21 protein-coding genes are annotated in these 21,066 nt (G+C 66.6%); 10 read left to right on the forward strand and 11 right to left on the reverse strand.

The genetic code is table 11. The annotated features are described in order from the left end of the window. Positions 1-62: 62 nt before the first annotated feature. Positions 63-644 (reverse strand): type IV toxin-antitoxin system AbiEi family antitoxin domain-containing protein, encoded by a 582-nt coding sequence (locus ACTIAO_RS13205; RefSeq protein WP_441906680.1) that lies wholly within the window; start codon positions 642-644, stop codon positions 63-65. A 456-nt stretch (positions 645-1,100) separates the two neighbouring features. On the opposite strand from ACTIAO_RS13205, the gene ACTIAO_RS13210 reads away from it, so the two are divergent. Then, entirely contained in the window at positions 1,101-1,328 is a 228-nt protein-coding gene (locus ACTIAO_RS13210; protein WP_441906681.1) for a hypothetical protein, read from the forward strand. 112 nt (positions 1,329-1,440) lie between these two features. Here the strand turns inward: ACTIAO_RS13210 and ACTIAO_RS13215 are convergent, their stop codons facing one another. Continuing rightward, positions 1,441-2,316, reverse strand: a complete 876-nt coding sequence (locus ACTIAO_RS13215) for a 3-hydroxyacyl-CoA dehydrogenase family protein (protein ID WP_441906682.1) — start codon at positions 2,314-2,316, stop codon at positions 1,441-1,443. Between the two features lie 139 nt (positions 2,317-2,455). On the opposite strand from ACTIAO_RS13215, the gene ACTIAO_RS13220 reads away from it, so the two are divergent. Next, positions 2,456-3,250 carry a GntR family transcriptional regulator gene (locus ACTIAO_RS13220; protein ID WP_441906683.1) on the forward strand — a complete coding sequence of 265 codons (795 nt, stop codon included), beginning with the start codon at positions 2,456-2,458 and terminating at the stop codon, positions 3,248-3,250. Here the strand turns inward: ACTIAO_RS13220 and nagA are convergent. From nagA to ACTIAO_RS13265, 9 genes are all read right to left on the reverse strand, one after another. Then, positions 3,247-4,353 (reverse strand): N-acetylglucosamine-6-phosphate deacetylase, encoded by a 1,107-nt coding sequence (gene nagA / locus ACTIAO_RS13225; protein WP_441906684.1) that lies wholly within the window; start codon positions 4,351-4,353, stop codon positions 3,247-3,249. The genes ACTIAO_RS13220 and nagA overlap by 4 nt on opposite strands. A 30-nt stretch (positions 4,354-4,383) precedes the next feature. After that, positions 4,384-5,130, reverse strand: a complete 747-nt coding sequence (locus tag ACTIAO_RS13230) for a sugar isomerase domain-containing protein (RefSeq protein WP_441906685.1) — start codon at positions 5,128-5,130, stop codon at positions 4,384-4,386. Then, on the reverse strand, positions 5,127-6,488 hold the full coding sequence (locus ACTIAO_RS13235; protein WP_441906686.1) for a hypothetical protein: 1,362 nt from the start codon (positions 6,486-6,488) through the stop codon (positions 5,127-5,129). Before ACTIAO_RS13235 ends, ACTIAO_RS13230 begins: the two co-directional genes overlap by 4 nt. Positions 6,489-6,555: 67 nt before the next feature. Further along, positions 6,556-7,329, reverse strand: coding sequence for a GntR family transcriptional regulator (locus ACTIAO_RS13240; RefSeq protein ID WP_441906687.1), 774 nt, complete (start codon positions 7,327-7,329; stop codon positions 6,556-6,558). Further along, on the reverse strand, positions 7,329-8,249 hold the full coding sequence (locus ACTIAO_RS13245) for a BadF/BadG/BcrA/BcrD ATPase family protein (RefSeq protein ID WP_441906701.1): 921 nt from the start codon (positions 8,247-8,249) through the stop codon (positions 7,329-7,331). Before ACTIAO_RS13245 ends, ACTIAO_RS13240 begins: the two co-directional genes overlap by 1 nt. A gap of 5 nt (positions 8,250-8,254) precedes the next feature. Further along, positions 8,255-9,073 carry a carbohydrate ABC transporter permease gene (locus ACTIAO_RS13250; protein ID WP_441906688.1) on the reverse strand — a complete coding sequence of 273 codons (819 nt, stop codon included), beginning with the start codon at positions 9,071-9,073 and terminating at the stop codon, positions 8,255-8,257. Next, on the reverse strand, positions 9,070-10,008 hold the full coding sequence (locus ACTIAO_RS13255) for a carbohydrate ABC transporter permease (RefSeq protein WP_441906689.1): 939 nt from the start codon (positions 10,006-10,008) through the stop codon (positions 9,070-9,072). The genes ACTIAO_RS13250 and ACTIAO_RS13255 overlap by 4 nt, the downstream gene beginning before the upstream one ends. Next, complete coding sequence (locus ACTIAO_RS13260) at positions 10,005-11,249, reverse strand: ABC transporter substrate-binding protein (RefSeq protein WP_441906690.1); 1,245 nt, start codon at positions 11,247-11,249, stop codon at positions 10,005-10,007. The genes ACTIAO_RS13255 and ACTIAO_RS13260 overlap by 4 nt, the downstream gene beginning before the upstream one ends. An 80-nt stretch (positions 11,250-11,329) precedes the next feature. Beyond that, complete coding sequence (locus ACTIAO_RS13265; protein ID WP_441906691.1) at positions 11,330-13,033, reverse strand: beta-N-acetylglucosaminidase domain-containing protein; 1,704 nt, start codon at positions 13,031-13,033, stop codon at positions 11,330-11,332. An 85-nt stretch (positions 13,034-13,118) separates the two neighbouring features. Between ACTIAO_RS13265 and ACTIAO_RS13270 the strand changes: the two genes are divergently transcribed. The 8 genes from ACTIAO_RS13270 to ACTIAO_RS13305 all read left to right on the forward strand — a co-directional run bounded on the left by ACTIAO_RS13270 (position 13,119) and on the right by ACTIAO_RS13305 (position 20,687). Further along, positions 13,119-15,032 carry a tyrosine-type recombinase/integrase gene (locus tag ACTIAO_RS13270; RefSeq protein WP_441906692.1) on the forward strand — a complete coding sequence of 638 codons (1,914 nt, stop codon included), beginning with the start codon at positions 13,119-13,121 and terminating at the stop codon, positions 15,030-15,032. Then, the gene (locus ACTIAO_RS13275) at positions 15,029-15,526 is read left to right on the forward strand and encodes a hypothetical protein (protein ID WP_441906693.1); all 498 of its coding nucleotides are present in this window, start codon (positions 15,029-15,031) and stop codon (positions 15,524-15,526) included. Before ACTIAO_RS13270 ends, ACTIAO_RS13275 begins: the two co-directional genes overlap by 4 nt. Next, a complete protein-coding gene (locus ACTIAO_RS13280; RefSeq protein ID WP_441906694.1) occupies positions 15,523-16,053 on the forward strand; it encodes a hypothetical protein in 531 nt (176 codons plus the stop codon). The genes ACTIAO_RS13275 and ACTIAO_RS13280 overlap by 4 nt, the downstream gene beginning before the upstream one ends. A gap of 71 nt (positions 16,054-16,124) precedes the next feature. Beyond that, positions 16,125-17,927: a type IV secretory system conjugative DNA transfer family protein gene (locus ACTIAO_RS13285; protein WP_441906695.1), complete on the forward strand. Its 1,803-nt coding sequence runs from the start codon at positions 16,125-16,127 to the stop codon at positions 17,925-17,927. Positions 17,928-18,002: 75 nt separating this feature from the next. Then, complete coding sequence (locus tag ACTIAO_RS13290; protein ID WP_441906696.1) at positions 18,003-18,527, forward strand: single-stranded DNA-binding protein; 525 nt, start codon at positions 18,003-18,005, stop codon at positions 18,525-18,527. 111 nt (positions 18,528-18,638) lie between these two features. Further along, positions 18,639-19,283, forward strand: a complete 645-nt coding sequence (locus ACTIAO_RS13295) for a hypothetical protein (protein WP_441906697.1) — start codon at positions 18,639-18,641, stop codon at positions 19,281-19,283. Beyond that, positions 19,280-19,480, forward strand: coding sequence for a helix-turn-helix transcriptional regulator (locus ACTIAO_RS13300; protein WP_441906698.1), 201 nt, complete (start codon positions 19,280-19,282; stop codon positions 19,478-19,480). Before ACTIAO_RS13295 ends, ACTIAO_RS13300 begins: the two co-directional genes overlap by 4 nt. Next, positions 19,467-20,687 (forward strand): tyrosine-type recombinase/integrase, encoded by a 1,221-nt coding sequence (locus ACTIAO_RS13305; RefSeq protein WP_441906700.1) that lies wholly within the window; start codon positions 19,467-19,469, stop codon positions 20,685-20,687. Before ACTIAO_RS13300 ends, ACTIAO_RS13305 begins: the two co-directional genes overlap by 14 nt. Positions 20,688-21,066 lie beyond the last annotated feature (379 nt).

A 21,066-nucleotide genomic window follows, 5' to 3' on the forward strand; every position in this document is an offset into this window, starting at 1 on the left:
AACAACTGACCCGCACGGTGTCGAGGAAACTCCACCACTCAGCGGGACGTCACCTTTCGGCGTCATAGGAGGATCTCCAGAGCGTTCTGTAGCGCGGGTCGCCCTTTCGGGAAGTTCTTGGCAATGGTGAGCAGTCGGGACGGGCTGTTCCCTTTGGCACGGAGCCATCGTTTGAGCGCTTCGATTGCGATGTCGCTGCCCCATTCGTGGCTGAGACGGAACAGGTCGATGATCGTGCGTTCCGCGGAATAGAGCCCGATCGTCCTCCCACCAGGCAGCGCGTACTCAGTACGACCGATGTCAAAAGTTGCGGCGTCGAAGTGGTGCCATCTGATCGGTGCGCGCCAGGCGATCAATGGCTTCATACCTCGTGGGATGGCGATGTTGCTACTCGTCGGGACCTCGTCCGTGAGGTCATGGATGGATAGCGCTGTCAGCAGACAAAGCGTCGCCTGCGGCCGCTTCGCAGCGATCGCCATCCACGCCGCCGTAGTGTCATCCGTTGCACCAGCGCGTAGGAACTGACCGGGCGCGATCCGCTCGTACTCTTCAGCGTCGACGAGCCGGTCGAACTGCCTTCGCGTCAATCCCACGCCTGCGAGATCCTTGTATCCCAGCAGGTCTGGCAGCAGTGCAGCATCCATGTTCACCTCACCCCGAACCAAACCAGTTACACATACAGCATACCTGTTACTGTTTCTGATCAAAGGCTTTCTTAACGAATGCCGTCTCCAGCAGCTCCGCAGTCGTGGGGTCGACGGTCTCGTTGCGGCGGATGTAGTGCTTGATCGTAATCGACGGCTCGGCGTTGAACTGGTCATGATGGGCATTAGATGGCCGGATCAAATCTCACCAACGAAAAATCGCGGAAACCCTTGAGTTTCCGCGATTCTCTGGTCGGGCTGACAGGATTTGAACCTGCGACCCCTTGACCCCCAGGTAGACGGTTCAGCTCAGATCCTTGATTTTCCGGGGTTCTCCGCCCTCAAACGACCCCATTTCACGTCATGGATTGCATGGTTTGCATGCATCAGGTCCCGGCCAGGTCCCGGCTCTTGGTAGCTTTCGGCAGATCCGTCAGGGGTTTACGTGGCGCATCCGTGATCGCGCTCACGAGCTTCTCCGGCACCCGACTCGCCCAACGTGCGGACATCCCGCTGATCGCCGGCGGCCGCGAGCTGGACTTCCGCTTCGATGCGATGTCTGCACGGATCACACACCTGGCCGTGCTCGATGCGATCTACGTCTCGCTTCCCCATCGTCTGGGCGAACGCCCCTTTGACAGACTGCGCACGTTCTACAACGAAGAAGCCGCCTGGCGGTTATAGCTCGGCGCACCTCGCGCGCTCGTCGGCGCTCTGCCGATGTGCAACAGCGCCTCCCCCACCACCCCCTCCGGAGGCTTCACCAGCACGGCCTCCGACACGCGACGCGGGATCCTCACCCTGCGGGGGAGCCGAATTCCAATGCGAAATGCGCGGCTATGCGCCGTCTAACGACCTCGTCTTCGACAGCGTCGTGCGCCTGAAGCCCTCTCCCCGATTTGGCCCCCAGGTCGCCGGCTGCGACGCGTTCCGTCAACGCGTCCGGTGCCGTCGTCGTCTGAGCGAGTAGGGGGAAGAGCTGGGCGCACACGGCATTCCAGACATCGAGACCACCGAGATCGACGACCGCGAAAGGTCCCGCAGCAGCCCACCGCGAGCCTAGCCCAGCACGCACGATGAGATCGATCGCCTCAAACGAGGCCACCCCTGCTTCCTGCAGCGCGAACGCTTCCCGCAGCAAAGCGGACTGCAGACGATTAGCCACGAAGCCGGGCACCGCCCGATCCAACACGACGGGCTGTTTGCCCACCTGCCGCAACAGCTCGGCGACGTCGATGGCGAGACCCTGTCGAGTGGCCACGGTGGGGACCACCTCGACCAGCGGGACCAGGTCGGCGGGGTTGAAGAAGTGCGCGATGACGAAACGTTCCGCTCGGGGCACACTCTTCGACAGCGCTTCCGCCTGCAGGCTCGAGGTGTTGGAGGCGATCACCGCCTCCCCGTTCGCCTCACCCGCGCGACCGAGAACCTCTTCCTTGATGTGGACGACCTCCGGCACCGCCTCGAAGACGTACTCCGCACCGTGCACCGCCTCCTCGACCGAGCCGGCGGCGGACGCACCGGAGCCCAACGAGGCGGCCAATGAAGCAGCGCGCTGGTGGTCTGCGTCGTAGACCGACACGGGCATGTCCGCATGCGAGAACACGCGCGCGATGCCCGCTCCCATGACTCCGCAGCCGAGAACACAGATGGACGGACCGGGAACTGACATCGCGCACCTTCCTCAAGAGTGGTTCTCAGCATGTTATCGGTCTATGCCGAAACTCTCACGCACGGATCGACCAGCCGGACTAGCATGAGATTCGCAATCTGAACCACGACGATGACGACTCGCGATGGAAGGGGCACCGATGTCTCGACGACGGAACGACCCCGGCGGCGTGATTCCGATCGCTGCCGACGGACTCGGCAAGAGCGAGTGGATTCGCGCCTCCCTTGAGGAGTTCGCCCGCGCCTCGGGGCCCGGCACCCTCGTCCCCTCCGAGCGGGTCCTCGCCGAGCAGTTCAGCGTCGCGCGGATGACCGTTCGGGCCGCGCTCGACAGTCTCGAGGCCTCCGCTCTGATCTACCGGATCCCTGGCCGGGGGGCGTTCGTGCAGCATCCGCTCGTGACCCAGTCAGAGGTGCTCCGCTCGTTCACCGAGGACATGGTCTTGCGCGGGATGATACCCGGCACCAGTGAGATCCGCGCAGAGGCCAGGCCCGCGGACGCCTTCATCGCCGAGCGTCTCGCGATCGCGGAGGGTGCACAGGTCTACTTGATCGAACGAGTGCGCACCGCCGACGACGTGCCGATGGCGATCGAACGCACCAACCTTCCCGCAGAGCGCTTCCCCGGCCTCTTGGATCGCCTGCAGGAACGGGACTCGCTGTATGCCGCACTCGCCAGCGACTACGGCGTGATCGTCGATTCCGCCGAACAGACCGCCGCGATCGCGCATCTCGACCACGCCGACGCCCGAAAGCTGTCGACGACGCCCGGCGCATCGTGCTTCGCGCTGGCGCGCACGTCGCGCGACCGGATGGGCACGGTCGTCGAGTTCGGGCGATCTTTGTACCGCGGCGATCGCTACGTCATCCAGATGCGCGTCAGCAAGGACGCGTTGACCCTGCCTGCGGACGGCGAAGCCGGTCTCCACGTCTAGAGCCGGCCGTGTACGAGTCGCCCGGCGACGAAAGTGGCCGACACCCGTGCGTCCTCGTCGACGACAGTGAGGTCCGCATCCGCGCCCGGGCGGATCACTCCCTTGTGCGCGAGCCCGAGCGCGACGGCCGCCGTACGGCTCGCCATCGGCCAGGCTTCGGGGATCGAGAGTCCGTTCGCTTCTCGGAACAGGCGGAACCCGGTGTCGAGCATGCATGCGCTGGAGGACAGCGTGCCGTCCGGCAACCGGCCGGCATCCGCTGCCGTCGCGGCGGCGCCTGCACTCCTGCCCGCATCCGACACGAGGATCAATCCCTCGGCTCCCTTGGCCCGCCAGGCGAGACGCATCGCTTCGGCCCCGACATGCACCCCATCGGCGATCAATTCGCACACGAGGTCGGAGAAGAGCAGTCCCGCGCCGAGGACGCCGGCGGCCCGATGGTGGAATGGAAGCATCCCGTTGAAGAGATGGGTCACGAGTCCGGCACCGGAGCCGACGGCGGATTCGACGACGGAGACGTCAGCGTCACTGTGCCCCACGGACACGACAACCCCGCGCTGACGCAGCCGCGCGATCACTGCGGCGTTTCCTTCCCTCTCCGGGGCGAGGGTCATGATGCACACCAGGGCGGCGGCGAGGAACTCCTCGAGAAGCTCCGGTGAACCGTCTTGCAGATGCTCCTCCGGGTGGGCTCCCTTGCACGCCGCGCTAAGGAACGGGCCCTCCATGTGCACGCCCAGAATCGAGGCCGCTGTCGGGTCGGGCGTCGCTCTGGCTCGCTCGATCTCGGCGAGCGCCCGGAGAGTCTGCTCTCTCGACGCCGTGTAGGTGGCGGGGACGAAGGACGTGACACCGTGCCGCACCAGAGCCCGCGCGAGGTCGGCGATCCGATTCGATCCGTCCTCCATGACATCGACCCCGTACACTCCGTGGATGTGCGTGTCGATGAAGCCGGGCCCGATCCAACGTCCCCCGATTCCGATGGCGTCTCCCCCCGGCAGCCGGCCCGACCCGACTTCCGCTATGACCCCCTCCTCGAGACGCACCCATCCGTCGGAGATGACGACCCCGTCGGCGACCACCCTCGCATCCGTCAGGATCATCGACTCACCACCTCCTGCACGCGGCGCGGCTCAGGGCTCGATCGGATGAACGCGTCCGGCGTACGCCGCGAGCGGGTCCGCGTTCCGCGCGTCGCCATCGGGAAGGTTCATCGACCGGAAGACGAGCGGGGGCTCCCCTTCCGCGAGGAACGCCCGCGCGATGCCCTCCGTGAGAATCTGGACCACGACGACTCCGGCCAGGTTCGACACCGCACCGACGGCCGTGCTGTCGCGAAGTTCCAGTGCCGCATCGCCGGCCGGAGCACCGTTGTCGATCACCACGTCAGCGAGATCCAGCAGTCGCAGACCCGCAGGGTGACGGGAGGGAACAGACGTGCTGTGCGCGATGGAGGTCAGCGCGACGACAGGGAACCCTGCTTCGTGCACGAGGCGGGCGAACTCAACGATGACACCGTTGATCCCCGAGTTCGAGGCGAGGAGGAAGACGTCGTCCGGGCCGAGGGCGACGAGTTCGAGCAGAGGTGCCGCCCACTCCGGATCACGCTCGAGCAGCGGATCGGCGAGTTCGGCGGGCTCATGTCCGCCACGAAAGACGAGATCGCTGAGACGGACGAGATTCACCGGGGCGAGCCCGCCCGCCCGACCGGCCATCTCGTGCATTGGGATGCGCGCGTGGCCGGTGCCGAACACATGCAGCACGCCTCCCCGTCGCAGTCGTGGAGCGATAAGCGCGATCGCCTCGTCGATCGCGGGACCCTGCCCCACGGACACCGCGTCGATGACGGAATGAGCCAGAGCGGGATATTCGTACTTCATCGGATCTCCTTCAAGATCTCACATGTCTCGTGGACGAGACGATCCGCCGCATCTGCGGGGAACAGACTGGAGAGCGCCTCGTAGGTGCCCTGGATGAACGCGGACTCATCCGGGAGATACCCGAGGTACCCGTCCGCGTACCCGATGACGCGAGTGGTCGGGAACGGGCTGCCCGCGCGAATCCGTTCGCCGATCCGCGAGAAGAGCTCGACAGGAACGTGGACCCAGGCCACGTCGCCGATCGCGATGACCGATACCTCACACGCGAGCACACGCGCGGGATCCGCCGCCACGAGCGCACGCTGTACGAGCGCACCATCCACGCGCGATTGCGCAAGCCGTACCTTGGGGTCGATCGGCGAGAGCCCGACCAGTGCTTCTCGGACCGCGAGAGCCTCATCCACCTCTCGTTCGGCCGCTTCCCAGGACGGCAGCACACGACGTTCGAAATCGACCACTCGGTTGGTGTGGCGGACGCATGCGCTCAGCGGCCGCGCATCGTGGGCGATGGCGGCAATCCCTGCGGCAGCCGCGATGCCGCCGAGCCTGGCGACCTCGACCGCGTCGTTTCCGCGGCGCGTGAAGCGGGCGCTGACGTCACCCGTCGCCCCCTGGAGGAAGAGGACGATCGGAGCCGGGCCGCTGTGTTCCGCAGCGGCGTTCATCGCTGCCGCGGCCGCACGCAGCACGCGCCGCGCCGCGCCGGGCCAGTCAGCGGACCAGCGCAGGTTGTCCGGTCCGTACACCGTGGGGTGCGTCGCGGCGTCGAAGAGCACCGCCCGCAGAGCGCCACCCGGCACGGAGCGGAGAGTCAGCACACCGACCCGGTCATCATGGGGGCCCTGAGGATCGAGCCGATTCGCGCCGACACCCACCGCGTGACGTTCCGCCCATCCTCCCGTGACAGGCTCCTCGGGTTGCGCGGCGACGCCGGCGGCGAGCGACCGCACGTGATCGATGAGTTCTGCGACGACGAGCGGGTCCGACTCACCGGAGTGCCCTGGGTAGATGCTGCCCACCCAATCGAGCGGCGCGGAGTGGGTGTGCGAAGCCGCGACGACCACGGGGAGCCCGTGCTCGTTCAACCCGGCACGCACGGCATCGCGCAGCAGCGCTGCGAGCGGAGCCGGCACGGCGATCACATCGATCGTGAGCCAGGCGACCTGCGAATGCGAGTCTCCGATGACGAGCAACGCCGCCTCGAGCGCGTCCTGCGTGCCCGTACTGGGCGCGCCGCGCCTGGCCTCATAGCCCGCCAACGGCCCCGGGGTGCTCGGCGTGATGTCCCTCACCGCAGCGCGCATCCCCAGATCTCCCTGTTCCCGTCCGACTTCTCTTGCCGCTTTACTCTCGGTCACGCCCTGTCCTCCTCCTGGCCGACGGTCCTCGTCACTCAACGGACGCGCGGATGCCGCCGCGCCGGCCTCAGTCATCGGTCCGTCGATGCATCAGGTCGATTCCGATCTCGTAGCGATCGGCACGGTAGACCGAACGTCCGACCTCGAACACCGCGCCGTCGGCATCCATGCTGATCATCTGCACGACCAGGCAGGGATCGCGCACGGTCACCCCGAGGAGAGCCGCGTCGGCCTCGCTGGGCAGTGTCGCTGCGGCGCGACCCGTCGAAGCCGCGCGCACGAGGCCCCAGCGCTCCGCGAGCACTCGGTACAGCGAGACGTTCTCCAGGTCGACCTCCTCTAGCCCGGGAAAGCGCTCGAGGGGGATGCTCACCCGCTCGATACCGATGGGGCGGCCGTCGAGCGCACGGAGTCGGGTGAGTGTGAGGACGGGTGCGCCTTCCCGGATCCTCAGCAGCTCGGCCGTACGCGCATCCGACGCAGTCGCAGCGCTCTGCACCAGAGTCGTTCGGGGTTCTCCCTGCGCGGCGCGCGCAGCGAGAGTGTACGAGGTTCCCCACTCGGGTGCCAGTCGCGGGGAGCTCGAGACGAACGTCCCCCGCCCCTGCTCGACTTCGAGGACTCCGTCGATCGTGAGGCGCTTGACCTCCGTCCGCACCGTCATCCGCGCGACACCGAAGTGCTCGGCCAGCTGACGGTCCGAGGGGATGGTAGACCCCGGACCCAACCGCGCGGCAAGGTCCTCCAGACGCTCTCGGATCTGATCGCCTCGCGGCCTGTCCTCGGAGAGTTCGCCTCGCAGCTCGAGCGCAGACATGTCGACGCGGTGACGTCGCATCATCACGCCCTTCCCCCGGACCCGGCGTGTTCGCCGGCCTCCGCGATCGTCATGCTCGCGCGATAGGGTCCTGCCAGGATGTCGAGCGCACTGACCGCCGTCGGAGCGAGTGCCGTCACGATCCGGATCCCCTGGGCTGCCGCCAGCGTCTCGAGTCGCGCGTGCACCGCCGGCGCCGTTCCGAACCGACCGGCCGGCAGAAGGTCATCAGAGCCGGTGCTCTCGGCCGCGGTCCGGACCGTCGCCATGAGTTCGGCCGCAGCCGCGTCCAGGATCTCCGACGCATCCGCCGACCCACCCAGTGCCAGATCGCCGACGATGGTCGCAAGCCCGGCGAGCGTCGCGGGCCATTGCGCATCCGAGAGGATTCTCCGAGCAACCAGGAGGTCGGTCGCCCCCAGGTGTCGCGCGATAGCGTCGCGGAGCGGAGTGTCACGCTGCTCGTCCGCCGCGGCATAGGCCGCACGAAGCGCCCATCTCCCGACGTCAACTGCGGATCCCCGGTCGCCGGCAAGGGGGCCCCACCCGTCGAAACGGCGCAACTCGCCGCTCGCGGATCGGGCGATGACGATCACCCCCGTTCCCGCGGCCAGCAGGACTCCCGGGGCGTTGAGGAATCGGGCATGCGCCAGCGTCCCGTCGTCGGCGACGGCGATCCGCGCCGCCGGGAGCACCGTACGCACCTGTGCGAAGAGCGATCGATGTTCGGCCGGCGAAAGCTCGCTCGTCGACCCGACCAGCAGATGATCAGCCGCGTGAGCCTCCGCCTCGACGAGCAGCTGCGCGATTCCCGCCCCCAGCACGTGTCCGTGGTCGACCACCTGCGTCGGAGAGATACCGTCACCGAGAAAGGTGCGTACGCGTCCATCGGAGACGACGTGCAGGCGCATCCCCGACTTGCCGACGTCGACGAAGACGTCCATCGCGCTCACTTCTCGATTCCTGCCGTCAGACCGCCGACGATCTGTCGCATGGCCAGCGCGAAGAAGATGACGACGGGCGCCACTGCGATGACGATGCCGGCGAACAGCATCCCTCGATCCACCCCGTACTCACCGAAGAAGGAGCTGAAGCCCACGGGGATCGTGAAGTTTTCTTCGTTTCGAAGCAGCACCAGCGGCATGAAGAAGTCGTTCCAGATCGGGCCGATACTCAGGATCACGGATGCGGCGATCGCCGGCGTCATCAAGGGGGTCATCACGCTGAAGAAGGTGCGGAACGGCGACGCACCATCGATCATCGCGGCGGCTTCGAGCGTGTCGGGAAGCTGGCGATAGAAGGTGGACAGGATCAGAATCATGAGCGGTGCCGTCTGTGCGGTGTAGACCAGGATGAGACCGCCGAGATTGTCGATGAGTCGCCACTGGTCGTACATCTGCACGAGGGGCAGGATGCCGATCTTGAGCGGGATCATCAGTCCGATGAGGAAGAGCGCTTGCACGAGGCCCGCGAAGCGGAACTGCCAACGACCGAGGGCGTACGCCGCGGGGAGGAACAGCACGAGCGCGAGGGCAAGGGAGACCAGCGTGACGATCAGCGAGTTCACGAAGTAGATGCCGATCGACCCCTCTTCCCATGCGCGGGCGTAGTTGCCGAGGTAGAGAGACGTCGGCAATCCCGTCGGGTTGGCGACGATCTCCGTGTTCGGACGAAGCGAGCCGACGAGGACGAGCAGATTCGGCAGCGCCGAGACGATGGCGGCGACCGTCAACACGATGTAGGTGCCGACGTGGCTGCGACGTTTCATGAGTACCTCCGTTCGATTCCCCGGAAGAGGCGCTGAGCGCCGATCGTGGCCACCAGGATCAGGACCAGCTGCACCAGGGAGAAAGCTCCGGACAGCCCGAAAGCGTTCGGCGAGTTGCTGAACGACAAGCGGTAGAACAGCGTCCCCATGACATCCGCCGCTCCGCCCACGCCACCGGAGCTGCCGCCGACGGCGAAGACGAGGTCGAACAGGTTGAAGCATCCGATGAGCGTGAGAATCGTCACGATCGAGACAGAGGAGACCAGCTGCGGCAACTGCACGGAGCGGGCGATGCGGAACGACGAGGCGCCGTCCACGCGCGCGGCTTCGATCTGCTCACCGGGGATGGCGGCGAGGCCGGCGCCGAAGATGAGCATCGTGACGCCGATCCACTGCCAGGCGTTGATGAGGATGAGGATCGGCATGACGAGCGCGGGTGTGCCGAGCCATGCGATCGGTTCGATGCCGAAGAGACCGAGTACGGCGTTCACGGCGCCGAAGCGCGGCGACAGCAGCATCGACCACGCATAGCCGATCACGAGAGCGCTCATCAGGTAGGGCACGGAGATGATGGTCTGGAAGAACCGTTTGCCGCGTACCGTCCCGTTGAGGAGGAAGGCGAGGACGAGGCCGACACCGTTCTGAACGATCATCGTGCCGACGAAGAAGAAGACGTTGTTCCCGATGGCACGGAAGAACTGAGAGGCATAGGGCTCGAGCCCCATGAGGGTGGCGAAGTTCTCGAATCCCGCGAAGCCTTCGCGTGATGTGCCGCTCCAGGTGAAGAACCCATTGGTGAGGGCGGTTCCGACCGGATAGAGGAAGATCACCGCATACAGGAGCAGCGCGGGCCCGAGGAACGCGGCCACGACGGAGAAGCGCGGGGAGCGCCACGAGCTGCGGCGCTCCCCACGGCCCAGACGAGCGATGGTCACGGAGTCGGCTCGAACCACTGGGCGATGCCCGCCTGCACCTCGGCTCCGACCTGTGCCGGCTTGAGGTCGCCGATCACCATCTTCTGCAGGCCCGTGTACTCGAGAGAGGTGCCGGTCGGCGTTCCGAAGTCGAAGTTGACGTAGGTGAGGTACGGAGTCGGGCTCGCGGCGAACGCCTCGGACGCCTTCGCCATCAGCGGGTCTGCGGGCGTCACGCCGCCGACGGCCGGGATGGAGAGCAGGTCATCGGCGATCCGCTGACCGAACTCGGTCGATCCGATCCACTCGAGGTAGCTCTGCGCGTTCTCCAGCTTCTTGCCCTCCAAGCCTGAGGCCATCCCGATCGCGCCGTCGAGGTACCCCATCGCGAAGTCCTCGCCGCCGGAGACCGACGGCACGTTGAAGAGCCCGAGTTCGACGTCCGGCATGGCCTCGTTGAACGCCGTGAGCTCCCAGATGCCGCCAGGGTACTGCAGGGCCTCCCCCGAGATGAACAGCGCATTGGCATCCGCGTAGTTGATCCCCTCGAACCCGCGGGGGAAGTACTTCGTCAGATCGAGGAGCGTCTGGTTGGCCTCGGTGTAGCGATCGTCTTCGAACGTCGTCTCGCCTGCGAGAAGCTCCGCCGCGAAGGCAGGGCCACCGTACGCCGAGGCGGCGAACAGATCACGGTAGATCGGCAGGATCCAGGAATCCAGCGCTCCCGCCGCCATCGGAGTGACGCCCTGCGCGAGGAGTTCGTCGTTCAGCGCGATGAACTCGCTCCAGGTCGCAGGCTCGGACAGACCGAGAGCATCGAACTGGGTCTTGTTGTAGATGACGTTCGCGGTGACGGACTGGAACGGCACCCCGTACACCTTGCCGTCCTTGCTGCTGCGCACTCCGTCGACGAGGTTGTCGGGGATCTCGGCGAGTCCGGCGAAGTCCTCGTCGAGCGCGGCGACGCCTCCACCTGCGACGAGCGTGTCGAGTCCGCCGTAGGAACGGAGCATCACGATGTCCGGGCCCGTACTGCTGGAGAGGCCCGTCTGGAGGATCTGGTTGTACTCCTCCGCCTTGTACGACTTGTAGTCGACGGTGAAGCCATCGCCCTTGTAGCTTTCCATGAGCTCCACCCACGGCTTGTCCGTCCGCCACCCCCAGACGGTCAGCACCTCGTCATCGGAGGCTGCCGGACCGGAGCATCCGATCAGGCTGCCCGCGACCACGACGACCGCTGTGACTCCTAGCAACTTCTTCATGCGTGTTCCTCACTACTCGGCATTGAGCATTACAGGTCTAGTCCAGATTGGTAAGAGCGTAGAACAGGTCTAGTCCAGTGTCAATGCCCGAAACTCACCGCATCCGGGACATCGATCTGCGGGGTCCCGCCGGCGACCAGACCACGGGCGTACTCTGCGAGCGCACGCCCCATCCCCGAACCGACGGCGACGATGCTGCGACGGTTGAGCGCCCCGGTCAGCTCCGCCGCAAGCTCCGACTTCTCCCCCACCGACGCGCGCAATGCCGCGATGCCCAGGAGCGCGAGCTGACACTGCCGCCCGAGCTCGACGAGCCACGGTTGCAGCTCCCGAGTCAGCCTGCTCGGCGCTGCCCGCAGATCGGCGAGAGCGCCGACATGGTCGTTCACCACAGACTCGACCTCAACGAGCAGCGAAGCTGCGAAGGGATCCTCCGCCACGAACACGCTCGCGCAGGCGACGGCGAAGGCAGAGGGCCGTCGCGCGAGCACACCCGATCCCGGCCCCGCACTGTCGGCGAGAAGCGCGAGCGCATCGACATCGACATCGAGGCGCTCGACGGCAGACCTCCAGCTCTCTTCCGCGTCATACGCGGCACCCGCCCAGGCGAAGTCCAGAAGCGTCAGCGCCGCCGGCAGGCCCGTCCACGGGTCCAGCGCGAGATTGCCGCCCATCGCCATCACGACGTCACCGAGGCGAGGATCGCGCCCAGAGATCGGCGCGAGCGGGAGCCGGCGCGGAATCACCAGGTTGTCCAATCCGGGCCTGGCATGCAGCGGGAGCGCTGAGATCCCGTCCATGTCCCAGTCGTTCACCGGGTAGTTGTCCCACAGCCACAGCGGGTGCCCCACCTCTTCGGCGACCGCTGCCGCGTCGCTCGCGGTGATCTCCTCCGAGATCACCGCGGGCCCCGTCCACACGACAGGAACCTCGGAGGGAAACCCCCGGCCGAACTCGCGTCGATAGGGCGAGGGCTCGATCCCCCAATAGTGCAGGGGGCACGCCAGAAGACGCTCATGCCCGATCTCCTCACCCAAGCGGCGGATGGCGTCGGCGTGAGCGGCGGCCATCGGATGATCCGCTCCCTCGAACCGCGCGGCCGTCTCCTCGTCGAGACCAGCGGTGAGGTCGTCGAAGGCGATGAGGATCCGCTCGAATCCGAGCTCGATCGCATGCCTGGCCTTCTGCACGAGCGCGGCGAACTCCTCAGGGTCCGACATCCTGATCGCCTGGGTCGGCTCGAGGGGAGCCGCGGGCGAGATCCGCCAGATCGGCTCGACGCCGACCGCGCGGCACTCCTTCGCGAGCTCGACCAGGACAGCGCGCTCGCGACCTTCGTACAGCTCACGCCACAGGCCACCGGTCCTCCGATCCGCAGACGGTCCGTAGACGTAGGCGTTCGCCCCGGCCTCAGCGGCGAGGCGCATCACGGCGAGCCGGTCCTCCGGCGCCCACCGCTCGCCGTAGAAGCACTCGTGGATGCTGCGAAGAGCGATGCGTGGCGCATCGGTCACGGTGCGGACCTCGTCCTTACCGTCGCACTCGATGGTCGCACTGGTCGCGATCACCGTTCTCACGCGGTTCAGAGCGGCTTCGCTGCCCACCGCGACCTCGACTGCCCCTTGAGCGTCGATCGAGATGGTGAAGCCGTCACCGAGATCGGGATCGAGTCGCTCACCCGCGAGATCGAGAGCCTCCGAGAGCGTCCGGCCGCCCTCCAGTGATCCGCCGCGGAGCGAGACTGAGGCACCGGGGGCGAGAGGCGATGTACTGGGATCGAGCATGGGCTACTCCTCTTTGAATAGTGGGCTAGTCCACTTAAGCTAGCGACACCGCCCGCATGCGTCAAGAACCGCCGGCACCGTCACGGTGACCACGACGCGCGCGAAGCGCACAGACGCTGCCTGGACCAAAGACCTCGCGACCCTCACGACTCTGGCGAACCGGTGCGGGGAGGTGCATCAGAGCTATTCCGACTTCGTCATGCTCGGCGCTCTCCTCGCCGCGCGAGGCTCCGAAATCTCAGGCCTCCAAGTCGGCGACATCGACTGGGACCAACGCATCGTCACGATCCGCCGCCAAACCTACCCCGGCGCAGGCGGCCTCGTCACCAAACAAACCAAGGGCCGAGACATCCGCCACGTCCCCATCCTGCAAGCCCTCACCCCCGTCCTGGAACGCCTCACCCACGGCCGTGAGTCCGACGAGCGGCTCCTGACCGGTCCCCGCGGTGGCGTGCTCACCACAGCGTCTGTGCGGGATGCGACGAAGTGGGATCAGCTTGTCACCGAGCTCGAGTTACCCAGCCTCACCCGGCACGGGCTCCGCCACACCGGAGCGACCTGGCTCGCCGACGCAGGCATCCCACTCCACGTGCTCCAAGGCATCCTCGGCCACAAATCGATCGAAACGACCCGTGCGGAAGCGCGCTCCACGAACTATCTTCCGCGGGGAGGCGAACCGGGCGCGGCGGCTCTCCGTTCGTATCGGGGGTTCCGGGTGCCCGCACACCAGGACACATCGGCGGCGCTCCAGGGGGCGTACCCGTTTCTCGCCGAAGGCGGGCTCGGTTCCCAGGGCGTCTTCGTCGGGCAGGACATGTACTCCGGCGGGAGCTTCGTCTATGACCCCTGGGTGCTCTACCAGCGCGGCATCATCACCGCCCCGAACCTGGTCTTGGCAGGCATCGTCGGCTCAGGGAAGTCCTCGCTGGCGAAGTCGCTATACACGAGGTCGATCCCGTTCGGGAGGCGCGTCTACGTCCCCGGTGACCCGAAGGGCGAGCACACCGCGGTCGCCGAAGCCGTCGGCGGGAAAGCGATCGTCCTCGGCCACGGCCTCCGCAATAGATTGAACCCCTTGGACGAGGGGTACCGTCCGGCCGGGATCTCCGACAACGAATGGACCGCGACCGTCGCCTCCCGTCGCCGCGATCTGATCGGGGCGCTCGCAGAGACGGTGCTCGAACGGTCTTTGACGCCCCTGGAGCACACGGCCATCGATATCGCCCTCCAATCCGTCGTCTCCACCGCATCGGTTCCGATTCTCCCGATGATCGTCGACCGCATCCTCGCCCCCGATACGGGCGGGGATGATCGTCTCGCCGACGATGGGCGCATGGTCGGGCATGCGCTGCGCAGGCTCGTCTCGGGAGACCTCGCCGGATTGTTCGACGGGCCTTCGACCGTGTCCTTTGACCCGACGCTGCCGATGATCACACTCGACCTGTCGCGGGTGGTGGAGAACTCCACCCTGATCTCGGTGCTGATGACCTGCTCCTCAGCATGGATGGAATCTGCGCTGCTAGATCCCAACGGCGGGCAGCGGTGGGTCGTCTACGACGAGGCGTGGAGGCTGATGTCGCACCCCGCGCTCCTCAAACGCATGGATGCGCATTGGAGACTGGCCCGCCACTACGGAATCGCGAACCTGCTCATCTTCCATAAGCTCACCGACCTCGACAATGTCGGCGACCAGGGTTCCGCCATGAGATCCCTCGCCACCTCGCTCCTGGCGAATGCGGAGTCTCGCATCATCTACCGGCAGGAATCCGACCAGGTCGGCACCACCGGAAAGACCCTCGGCTTGACGGGCACCGAGCAGAAACTCCTCCCAAGCCTCGGCACGGGGCAGGGGCTGTGGCGGATCAAGGAATCTAGCTACGTCGTGCAGCATCAACTCCACCCGGATGAGCTCCGAGCCTTCGACACGACCCAGCGCATGACGCAGGCTCAAAATCCGCGGAAACACGCCGATCCTGGCCGGTCAGGAGACGTGTCATGAGCATACCGAGCCCCCGTCCTGAGCACCAGGGGCCACCGTTCTCAGAGGACGAACTAGTCCAGCGGATGGAGGCGCTCACGGCCGGGTTGGAGGAGATCGCGGAGCGCTACTCCGAGCACATCGTCCTCGGATGGGAAGACCCCGAGGTCTTCGGCGCCGGGCACTTCGTCTTCACGCCTTGGAACAGTCACATGTATCGCTTCGCGATCGAGGAACGCTACACGGACACCGACTGGGAAGACCCCGATCGTGTCCCGACTTCCTGGACGTGGGTCTCCGAGCTGCGAGTCAGAGGGATTTCGGGCGACTTGCCCTGGATGGCGGTCTCCGGCGGCGAGGTCGCACCGGGTGACTACGCCGAGCTGTTGCAGGAGGCGGAGATCTGGGCGAAGGGCACCTCCGCGCTGTTGGCCCGCGAACAGGCCCTCGACCCCGAGGAGATCATGTCCCGGCACCCGGTAGCGGAGGGTCCGGGTCGCACCTTGCAGACATGAGCATTCGACCCCGCACGCGTAAACCGATCGCTTCGACCCCCGACCCTGAGGCGGTGGTGGTGCCTCCGGTGCTGCCGCAGATCCTGCTCGAGGCGGTGAACCCCGACACGTTGATCGTGACGGTCAACGGGAACAAGCTCGCCGCGACTCCGATCCGTCGCGACCAGATCGCGCAGACCGTCACCGAGGTCGTCGCTCGCCTCGGTTCTCCGACGCGGGTGGAGGTGCGGGAGATGGATGGCAGCGTTCACGCCGACGTCCTCACGCCTCCCGCCCCGCGTTCGCCCTTCGCGGCGCCCGAGCACGATCAGGCCCCCCGGCAAGTGCCGAGCTTGGTGGAGTTCACCGGGGAGGGGTTCATCGCGGGCGAGGATGTCGCGGTCGCGCTGATCATCCGGCACGCCTCCGCCGATCACGCCGGGACTGTGCGAGCGCTCCTCGACCGTGGCGAGCTGCCGCAGATGGCGGGCGAGGTGCTGCTGTTCGGGCGGATCTCCGGCACCGCATCCGTGCAGCGCATCACCTAGCCGGCGGCCCGGCTGCTACCGCACCTGCTTCCTGACCCCTCCGTATCGGGGCAGGAAGCAGGTGCGTTGTCATGTCCGGGCCAGTACAGGCGAAACCCGCCAACGACGTCTTCATCAATCTCGCGCTCGGAGCGCTTGTCGCTGCCGCAGCGTTCGCCGGTCTGCTCCGGCTCGCGGGCTCCGTGACCGCGTTCCTCACGGGCCTGCCGGAGCCCGACGGTGGGATGACGTCCGGCATTGGCGTCCTCGCGACCCCGACCGATCCGGGGGCAGCGCTTGGATCGGAGGGCCTGAGCCCGATCCTGTACTGGATCGTCGTCACGATCTTCCTCCTCGCGCTGGTCGCGGCCGGGTGGGTCGTGGCGCGCCTGATCCTGCGGGCGCGGGCGACCACGGATCCGCACCGGCTGGCAGGCACCGCCTCTGCGGTGGAGATCACCCGCACCGCGTCGCCGAACGCACTCGTGAAGAAGGCGGCCACGTTGCGACCCTCCCTTAGCGGGAATGTCGCCCCGCAGGAGGTCGGGTATCTCCTCGGGCACGGGAAAGGCGGGCAGGTGTGGGCGACGGTGGAGGACTCGATCCTCCTCATCGGGCCACCGCGTGCGGGGAAAGGGTATTTCGTGGCCGTGAATGCGATCCTGGACGCTCCCGGTGCGGTGATCGCGACGTCGACCAGGCCCGACAATCTCACCGCGACGATGCGGGCACGAGCACGCAAGGGGAAGGTCGCGGTGTTCGATCCGCAACAGCTCGCGCCGGGGCTGCCCGCGGGGATGCGCTGGTCGCCCGTGCGCGGCTGCCACGACCCCCTGACCGCGATGATCCGCGCGAAAGGACTTGCGACAGCGACCGGGTTTGGTGGCGTGCAGGATGCGGGCTTTTGGGAAGGGAAAACCACGGCTGCGATCCAGGGGCTGCTCCACGCCGCAGCGCTTGACGGTCGCGATGCGAAGACCCTGTATCAGTGGGCACTGAACCCGACGCTCGCAGCCGACGCGGTGCGGATCCTCTCCTCGCATCCTGGTGCGGCCGAAGGGTGGGCGGATTCCCTCGACGCGATGGTCCAGGCAGACCCCCGTACGAGAGACTCGATTTGGCAGGGCGTCTCGCTGGCGTTCTCGGCGCTCGCAGATCCTCGCGTGCTCGACGCGGTCACCCCCGCGCCGGGCGAGGAGTTCGATCCGGAAGAGTTCCTCCGCGGCAACGGCACCCTGTATCTGCTCGCGACCGGCGCCGGGGCGGGCGCATCGTCGGCGCTGGTGGCGGCATTCATCGAAGACCTCGTCGAGACCGCCCGCAAAATCCCCGCACGCTCCCCGGGTGCCCGCTTGGATCCGCCGCTGTTGCTCGCGCTGGACGAGATTGGCAATCTCGCCCCGCTTCCGTCGCTGCCGACGTTGATGGCGGAAGGCGGAGGGACAGGGATCACGCCGCTGCCGGTGCTGCAGTCCCTCGCGCAGGCGCGGGAAAAGTGGGGCGAGAACCAGGCGAACGCGATCTGGGACGCCTCGATTGTGAAGATCATCCTCGGCGGGGCCTCCAACTCGCGCGACTTGCAGGATCTCGCGACGTTGATCGGTGACCGGGATGAGACCACCGACTCGATCACGACCGATGCCTACGGGTCGCACTCGAATCAGCGGTCGATCCGTAGGGTGCCGATCCTCCCGCCGGACGTGTTGCGCACGTTGCCGTTTGGTACCGGCGTCGTGATGCTCCGCACCGCCCGCCCCATCATCACCAAGCTCCGCCCCTGGACCGCACGCGCGGACGCGAAGCAGCTCCGCGCCGATCGTGCCGACGTCGAACAGGCCCTCCAGCAGGGCTCCACGACCGAGACCTCTCCGGCGCCAGACGACGATTCGGTGTAGGTCCTGGCCGGGTCCGTACCTGTCTGGTGACCCCGACATAGTCCGTGTCGGGGCGCGAGCAGAGGAGTGAAGCTGATGGCCGAAGAACCGCAGGAACAGGCCCAGGAGCAGCAGCCGCAGAAGAAGGAGCCGCTGTGGGGGTTCATCGCCTCCGACCCGGAGCTGACGTTCACGAGCAAGGGCGATGCGCGCTTCTACGCCCGAATCGGTGAGCCGAAGTCTCAGCCCGAACCCGATGGCACGTTCACGGACCTGCCCCCGCAGTTCGGTGACCTGGTGATGTTCCGCAAGTCCGCGGAGCGCGCGTTCGAGAAGTTCCAGAAGGGCGACAACTTCATCGCCGTGGTCGAACCCCGCGACTACGTCAACAGCGAGGGCGTGCAGAAGCAGCAGTTCGTCGCGTCCCGCATCGGGCACGACAACAACATCACCGACTACACCGTCGAACGCCGCCGCCCCGAACGCGACGCCGCGCAGCGGGAGACGGCGACCCGCGAGCAGGTCCAGCAGGTCCTCGCTGAGCGCGAAGCGCAGCTCGATTCCGACGGCCCTGCGACGGCAGGCGCCGGCCCGGTGCAGCGGGAAGCCGTCACCCGATAACCCGGTGCGGCGGCCAGCACCCGTGTCTCCTCCTGACCGCCGCACCCGCCTCCGATTCGGTGCGCCGCCCGGCGGCGCACTCCTCTTTCTCTTCGTGGATGGAGCTCTCAGATGAACACCTACACCACCCCGTCCAGCGCGGACAGCGACGAGCAGAACGCGACGCATGCGGCGCTGCCGCCCGAGGTCGAGGCGCAGGCTCGCCGAGTCGCGAAGCAGGCGTACGCGAACGACATCGCCGCGACGCTCGGCGCGATCCCGCGGCCGATCAACTGGCGCACCCTGCCACCGCAGGATCTCGAGCAGGAACTCCTCGACCTCAACGCCTGGGTCGACTGGCTCCGCCACACCTACGGACTGCCCGCCCAAGTAATACCCCCGATGTGGCACCGGCATCCCGAGTTGCTCTGGGAACTGTCGGCGCTGCGGCAGCACTGGCTGTTCTGCTTCGACCCGCAAGCCAAAGGCAACCAGTCCCTCGCCTGGCACTACGACTTCGCCATCGCCAGGGAGCGGCTGCGGGACTGGGTCACGATCTCCGGTACCCGGCTCGACCGCGACCGTCCCACCCGCATCACGGCGTGGCCGGGCGGCGAAGCCGAGGACTGGACCCCGCCCGACACGACCGAGCGCCCCGTCACGAATCGGACGGAGGACTTCCTCACCTTCGTGGAAGAACAGATCGTCGCGCGGCGGGCCGAGCAGGACGCCACGATCCGCGAGATCACGAACCTCGAGTGGCAGGAACAGGGATGAGCGACCAGCCAGTCCTGACTTCACCGCTCCTCGACAGTCACGAGGTCGCTGCGCTCCTAAAGGTGTCGGGGTCAACGCTGTCGCGGTGGCGCGCAGATGAGAAGGGGCCTCCCTTCCTCAAGCTGGGCGGCATCACCCGGTATCGGCTCGACGCAGTCGAAACCTGGCTGGATTCTCTGAGCAATGAGCGGCGCTGACAGCGGTCCGTCGCCCATTCCGCCGATCGGGGTGAAGGTCGCCACCGACCTCGAGTACCGACGATCCGGTATCCGCGCACGGGCAAGATGGACAGACCCGGAGACGAAGAAGAGGATGGTTCGTGCGCTCGTCGTTCCCGACGAAGAAGCCGCCGAGGAGTTCTTTCAAAGTCTGCAGGCCTCTGCCAAGATCGGGCTCGACCGTCGTATCTCGCTGTCGGAGTACGTAACCTTTATCGGCGACCGTTGGATGCGTGGGCTGGATCCTACCTCCACGGTTGACGGGTACAAAGTTGGGCTCCGCCTGCGCGTGCTGCCATCTCTGGGGCATCTCCCGATCTCGCAGATCACGGCAGGCATGATCGATCGCACGATCGATGAATGGGAGAAACACTGCTCCGCCTCAACGATCAAGAACACGATCGCACCGCTCGTGCGCGTGCTCGACGAAGCAGTCCGCGACGACGTCATCCCGAGCAACCCCGCCCGCCAGCGTTCGCGTCGCAGCCTCGGCAAAACCGCACTCACCGTCGTCGAGAACGACTCGTCCCCGCGAGTGCACGCTCTCAAGGATCTTTCGACGCTCACCTCCTTGGCAGACGCTTGCGGCAAGGTCCACCAGAGCTACTCGGACTTCGTCATGCTCTGCGCGTTACTCGCTTCCCGAGGATCCGAAATCGCGGGGCTCCAAGTCGGCGACGTGGATTGGGATCAGCGTATCGTGACGATCCGACGTCAAACCTTCCCCGGCTCCGGCGGGCTCGTCACGAAGCAGACCAAGGGGCGTGAGATTCGACACGTCCCGATCCTGCAACACCTCGAGCCCGTCCTCCAACGCCTTACATCTGATCGGGCGCCGGAGGAGCGACTCCTCACCGGGCCACGTGGAGGCGTCCTCACAACAGCGACCGTTCGCGATGCCACGAAGTGGGATGCGCTGGTCTCCCAGCTCGGGCTGCCGAACCTCACCCGGCACGGCCTTCGGCACACCGGAGCGACTTGGCTCGCCGACGCGGGCATCCCGCTGCACGTGCTCCAAGGCATCCTCGGACACAAGTCGCTGGAAACCACGCGAGGGTATCTCCACCCCGATACCCGACACCTCGCCGACGCCGCAGCGCAGGCCAACGCATTCCTCAGCGGTCAAGATGCCAAGGGCGCCGAACGATCAGCGCGGGGCTCGCGTAGTCCTTCGCTCAGTCGATGACGGGAAGGCGAATCACGCCGATTGGTCCCGGTTTGGTCCCGGCTCGTCATAAGCAGGCTCGTCGGACCTGCTCCCGCACGAGAACTCCGGAACGACCGAGGCTTACGTAAACCCTCCGCGGGGACGACGAAGCCCCGGTGAGATTTACCGTCTCACCAGGGCTTTTCTGTCGGGATGGGTGACGTCCCCTGGGCTGGTGTAGTTTCCCGGGTTCTGAGCGTCGAACTATCGACGTGAGGAGCCATCGTGGGATGGTCAGTGAGAACCGATCAAAGCTACTCACGAAGGACACAAACCACGATGGCTCTAGACCAGTCTGCCCTGCTTGACCTGCTGGGAGAACTCAAGCTCACCGATGTCACCGACCGGATCCGCGTGG

The sequence above is a fragment of the Microbacterium sp. genome (genome assembly GCF_052099035.1).
Lineage (GTDB): Bacteria > Actinomycetota > Actinomycetes > Actinomycetales > Microbacteriaceae > Microbacterium.

Coding starts and splice junctions, on each gene's coding strand:
- ACTIAO_RS13205 (WP_441906680.1), bottom strand. CDS start 644: ATGGATGCTGCACTGCTGCCAGACCTGCTGGGATACAAGGATCTCGCA.
- ACTIAO_RS13215 (WP_441906682.1), bottom strand. CDS start 2,316: ATGTCAGTTCCCGGTCCGTCCATCTGTGTTCTCGGCTGCGGAGTCATG.
- ACTIAO_RS13220 (WP_441906683.1), top strand. CDS start 2,456: ATGTCTCGACGACGGAACGACCCCGGCGGCGTGATTCCGATCGCTGCC.
- nagA (WP_441906684.1), bottom strand. CDS start 4,353: ATGATCCTGACGGATGCGAGGGTGGTCGCCGACGGGGTCGTCATCTCC.
- ACTIAO_RS13230 (WP_441906685.1), bottom strand. CDS start 5,130: ATGAAGTACGAATATCCCGCTCTGGCTCATTCCGTCATCGACGCGGTG.
- ACTIAO_RS13240 (WP_441906687.1), bottom strand. CDS start 7,329: ATGATGCGACGTCACCGCGTCGACATGTCTGCGCTCGAGCTGCGAGGC.
- ACTIAO_RS13245 (WP_441906701.1), bottom strand. CDS start 8,249: ATGGACGTCTTCGTCGACGTCGGCAAGTCGGGGATGCGCCTGCACGTC.
- ACTIAO_RS13250 (WP_441906688.1), bottom strand. CDS start 9,073: ATGAAACGTCGCAGCCACGTCGGCACCTACATCGTGTTGACGGTCGCC.
- ACTIAO_RS13260 (WP_441906690.1), bottom strand. CDS start 11,249: ATGAAGAAGTTGCTAGGAGTCACAGCGGTCGTCGTGGTCGCGGGCAGC.
- ACTIAO_RS13265 (WP_441906691.1), bottom strand. CDS start 13,033: ATGCTCGATCCCAGTACATCGCCTCTCGCCCCCGGTGCCTCAGTCTCG.
- ACTIAO_RS13275 (WP_441906693.1), top strand. CDS start 15,029: ATGAGCATACCGAGCCCCCGTCCTGAGCACCAGGGGCCACCGTTCTCA.
- ACTIAO_RS13280 (WP_441906694.1), top strand. CDS start 15,523: ATGAGCATTCGACCCCGCACGCGTAAACCGATCGCTTCGACCCCCGAC.
- ACTIAO_RS13285 (WP_441906695.1), top strand. CDS start 16,125: ATGTCCGGGCCAGTACAGGCGAAACCCGCCAACGACGTCTTCATCAAT.
- ACTIAO_RS13290 (WP_441906696.1), top strand. CDS start 18,003: ATGGCCGAAGAACCGCAGGAACAGGCCCAGGAGCAGCAGCCGCAGAAG.
- ACTIAO_RS13295 (WP_441906697.1), top strand. CDS start 18,639: ATGAACACCTACACCACCCCGTCCAGCGCGGACAGCGACGAGCAGAAC.
- ACTIAO_RS13300 (WP_441906698.1), top strand. CDS start 19,280: ATGAGCGACCAGCCAGTCCTGACTTCACCGCTCCTCGACAGTCACGAG.
- ACTIAO_RS13305 (WP_441906700.1), top strand. CDS start 19,467: ATGAGCGGCGCTGACAGCGGTCCGTCGCCCATTCCGCCGATCGGGGTG.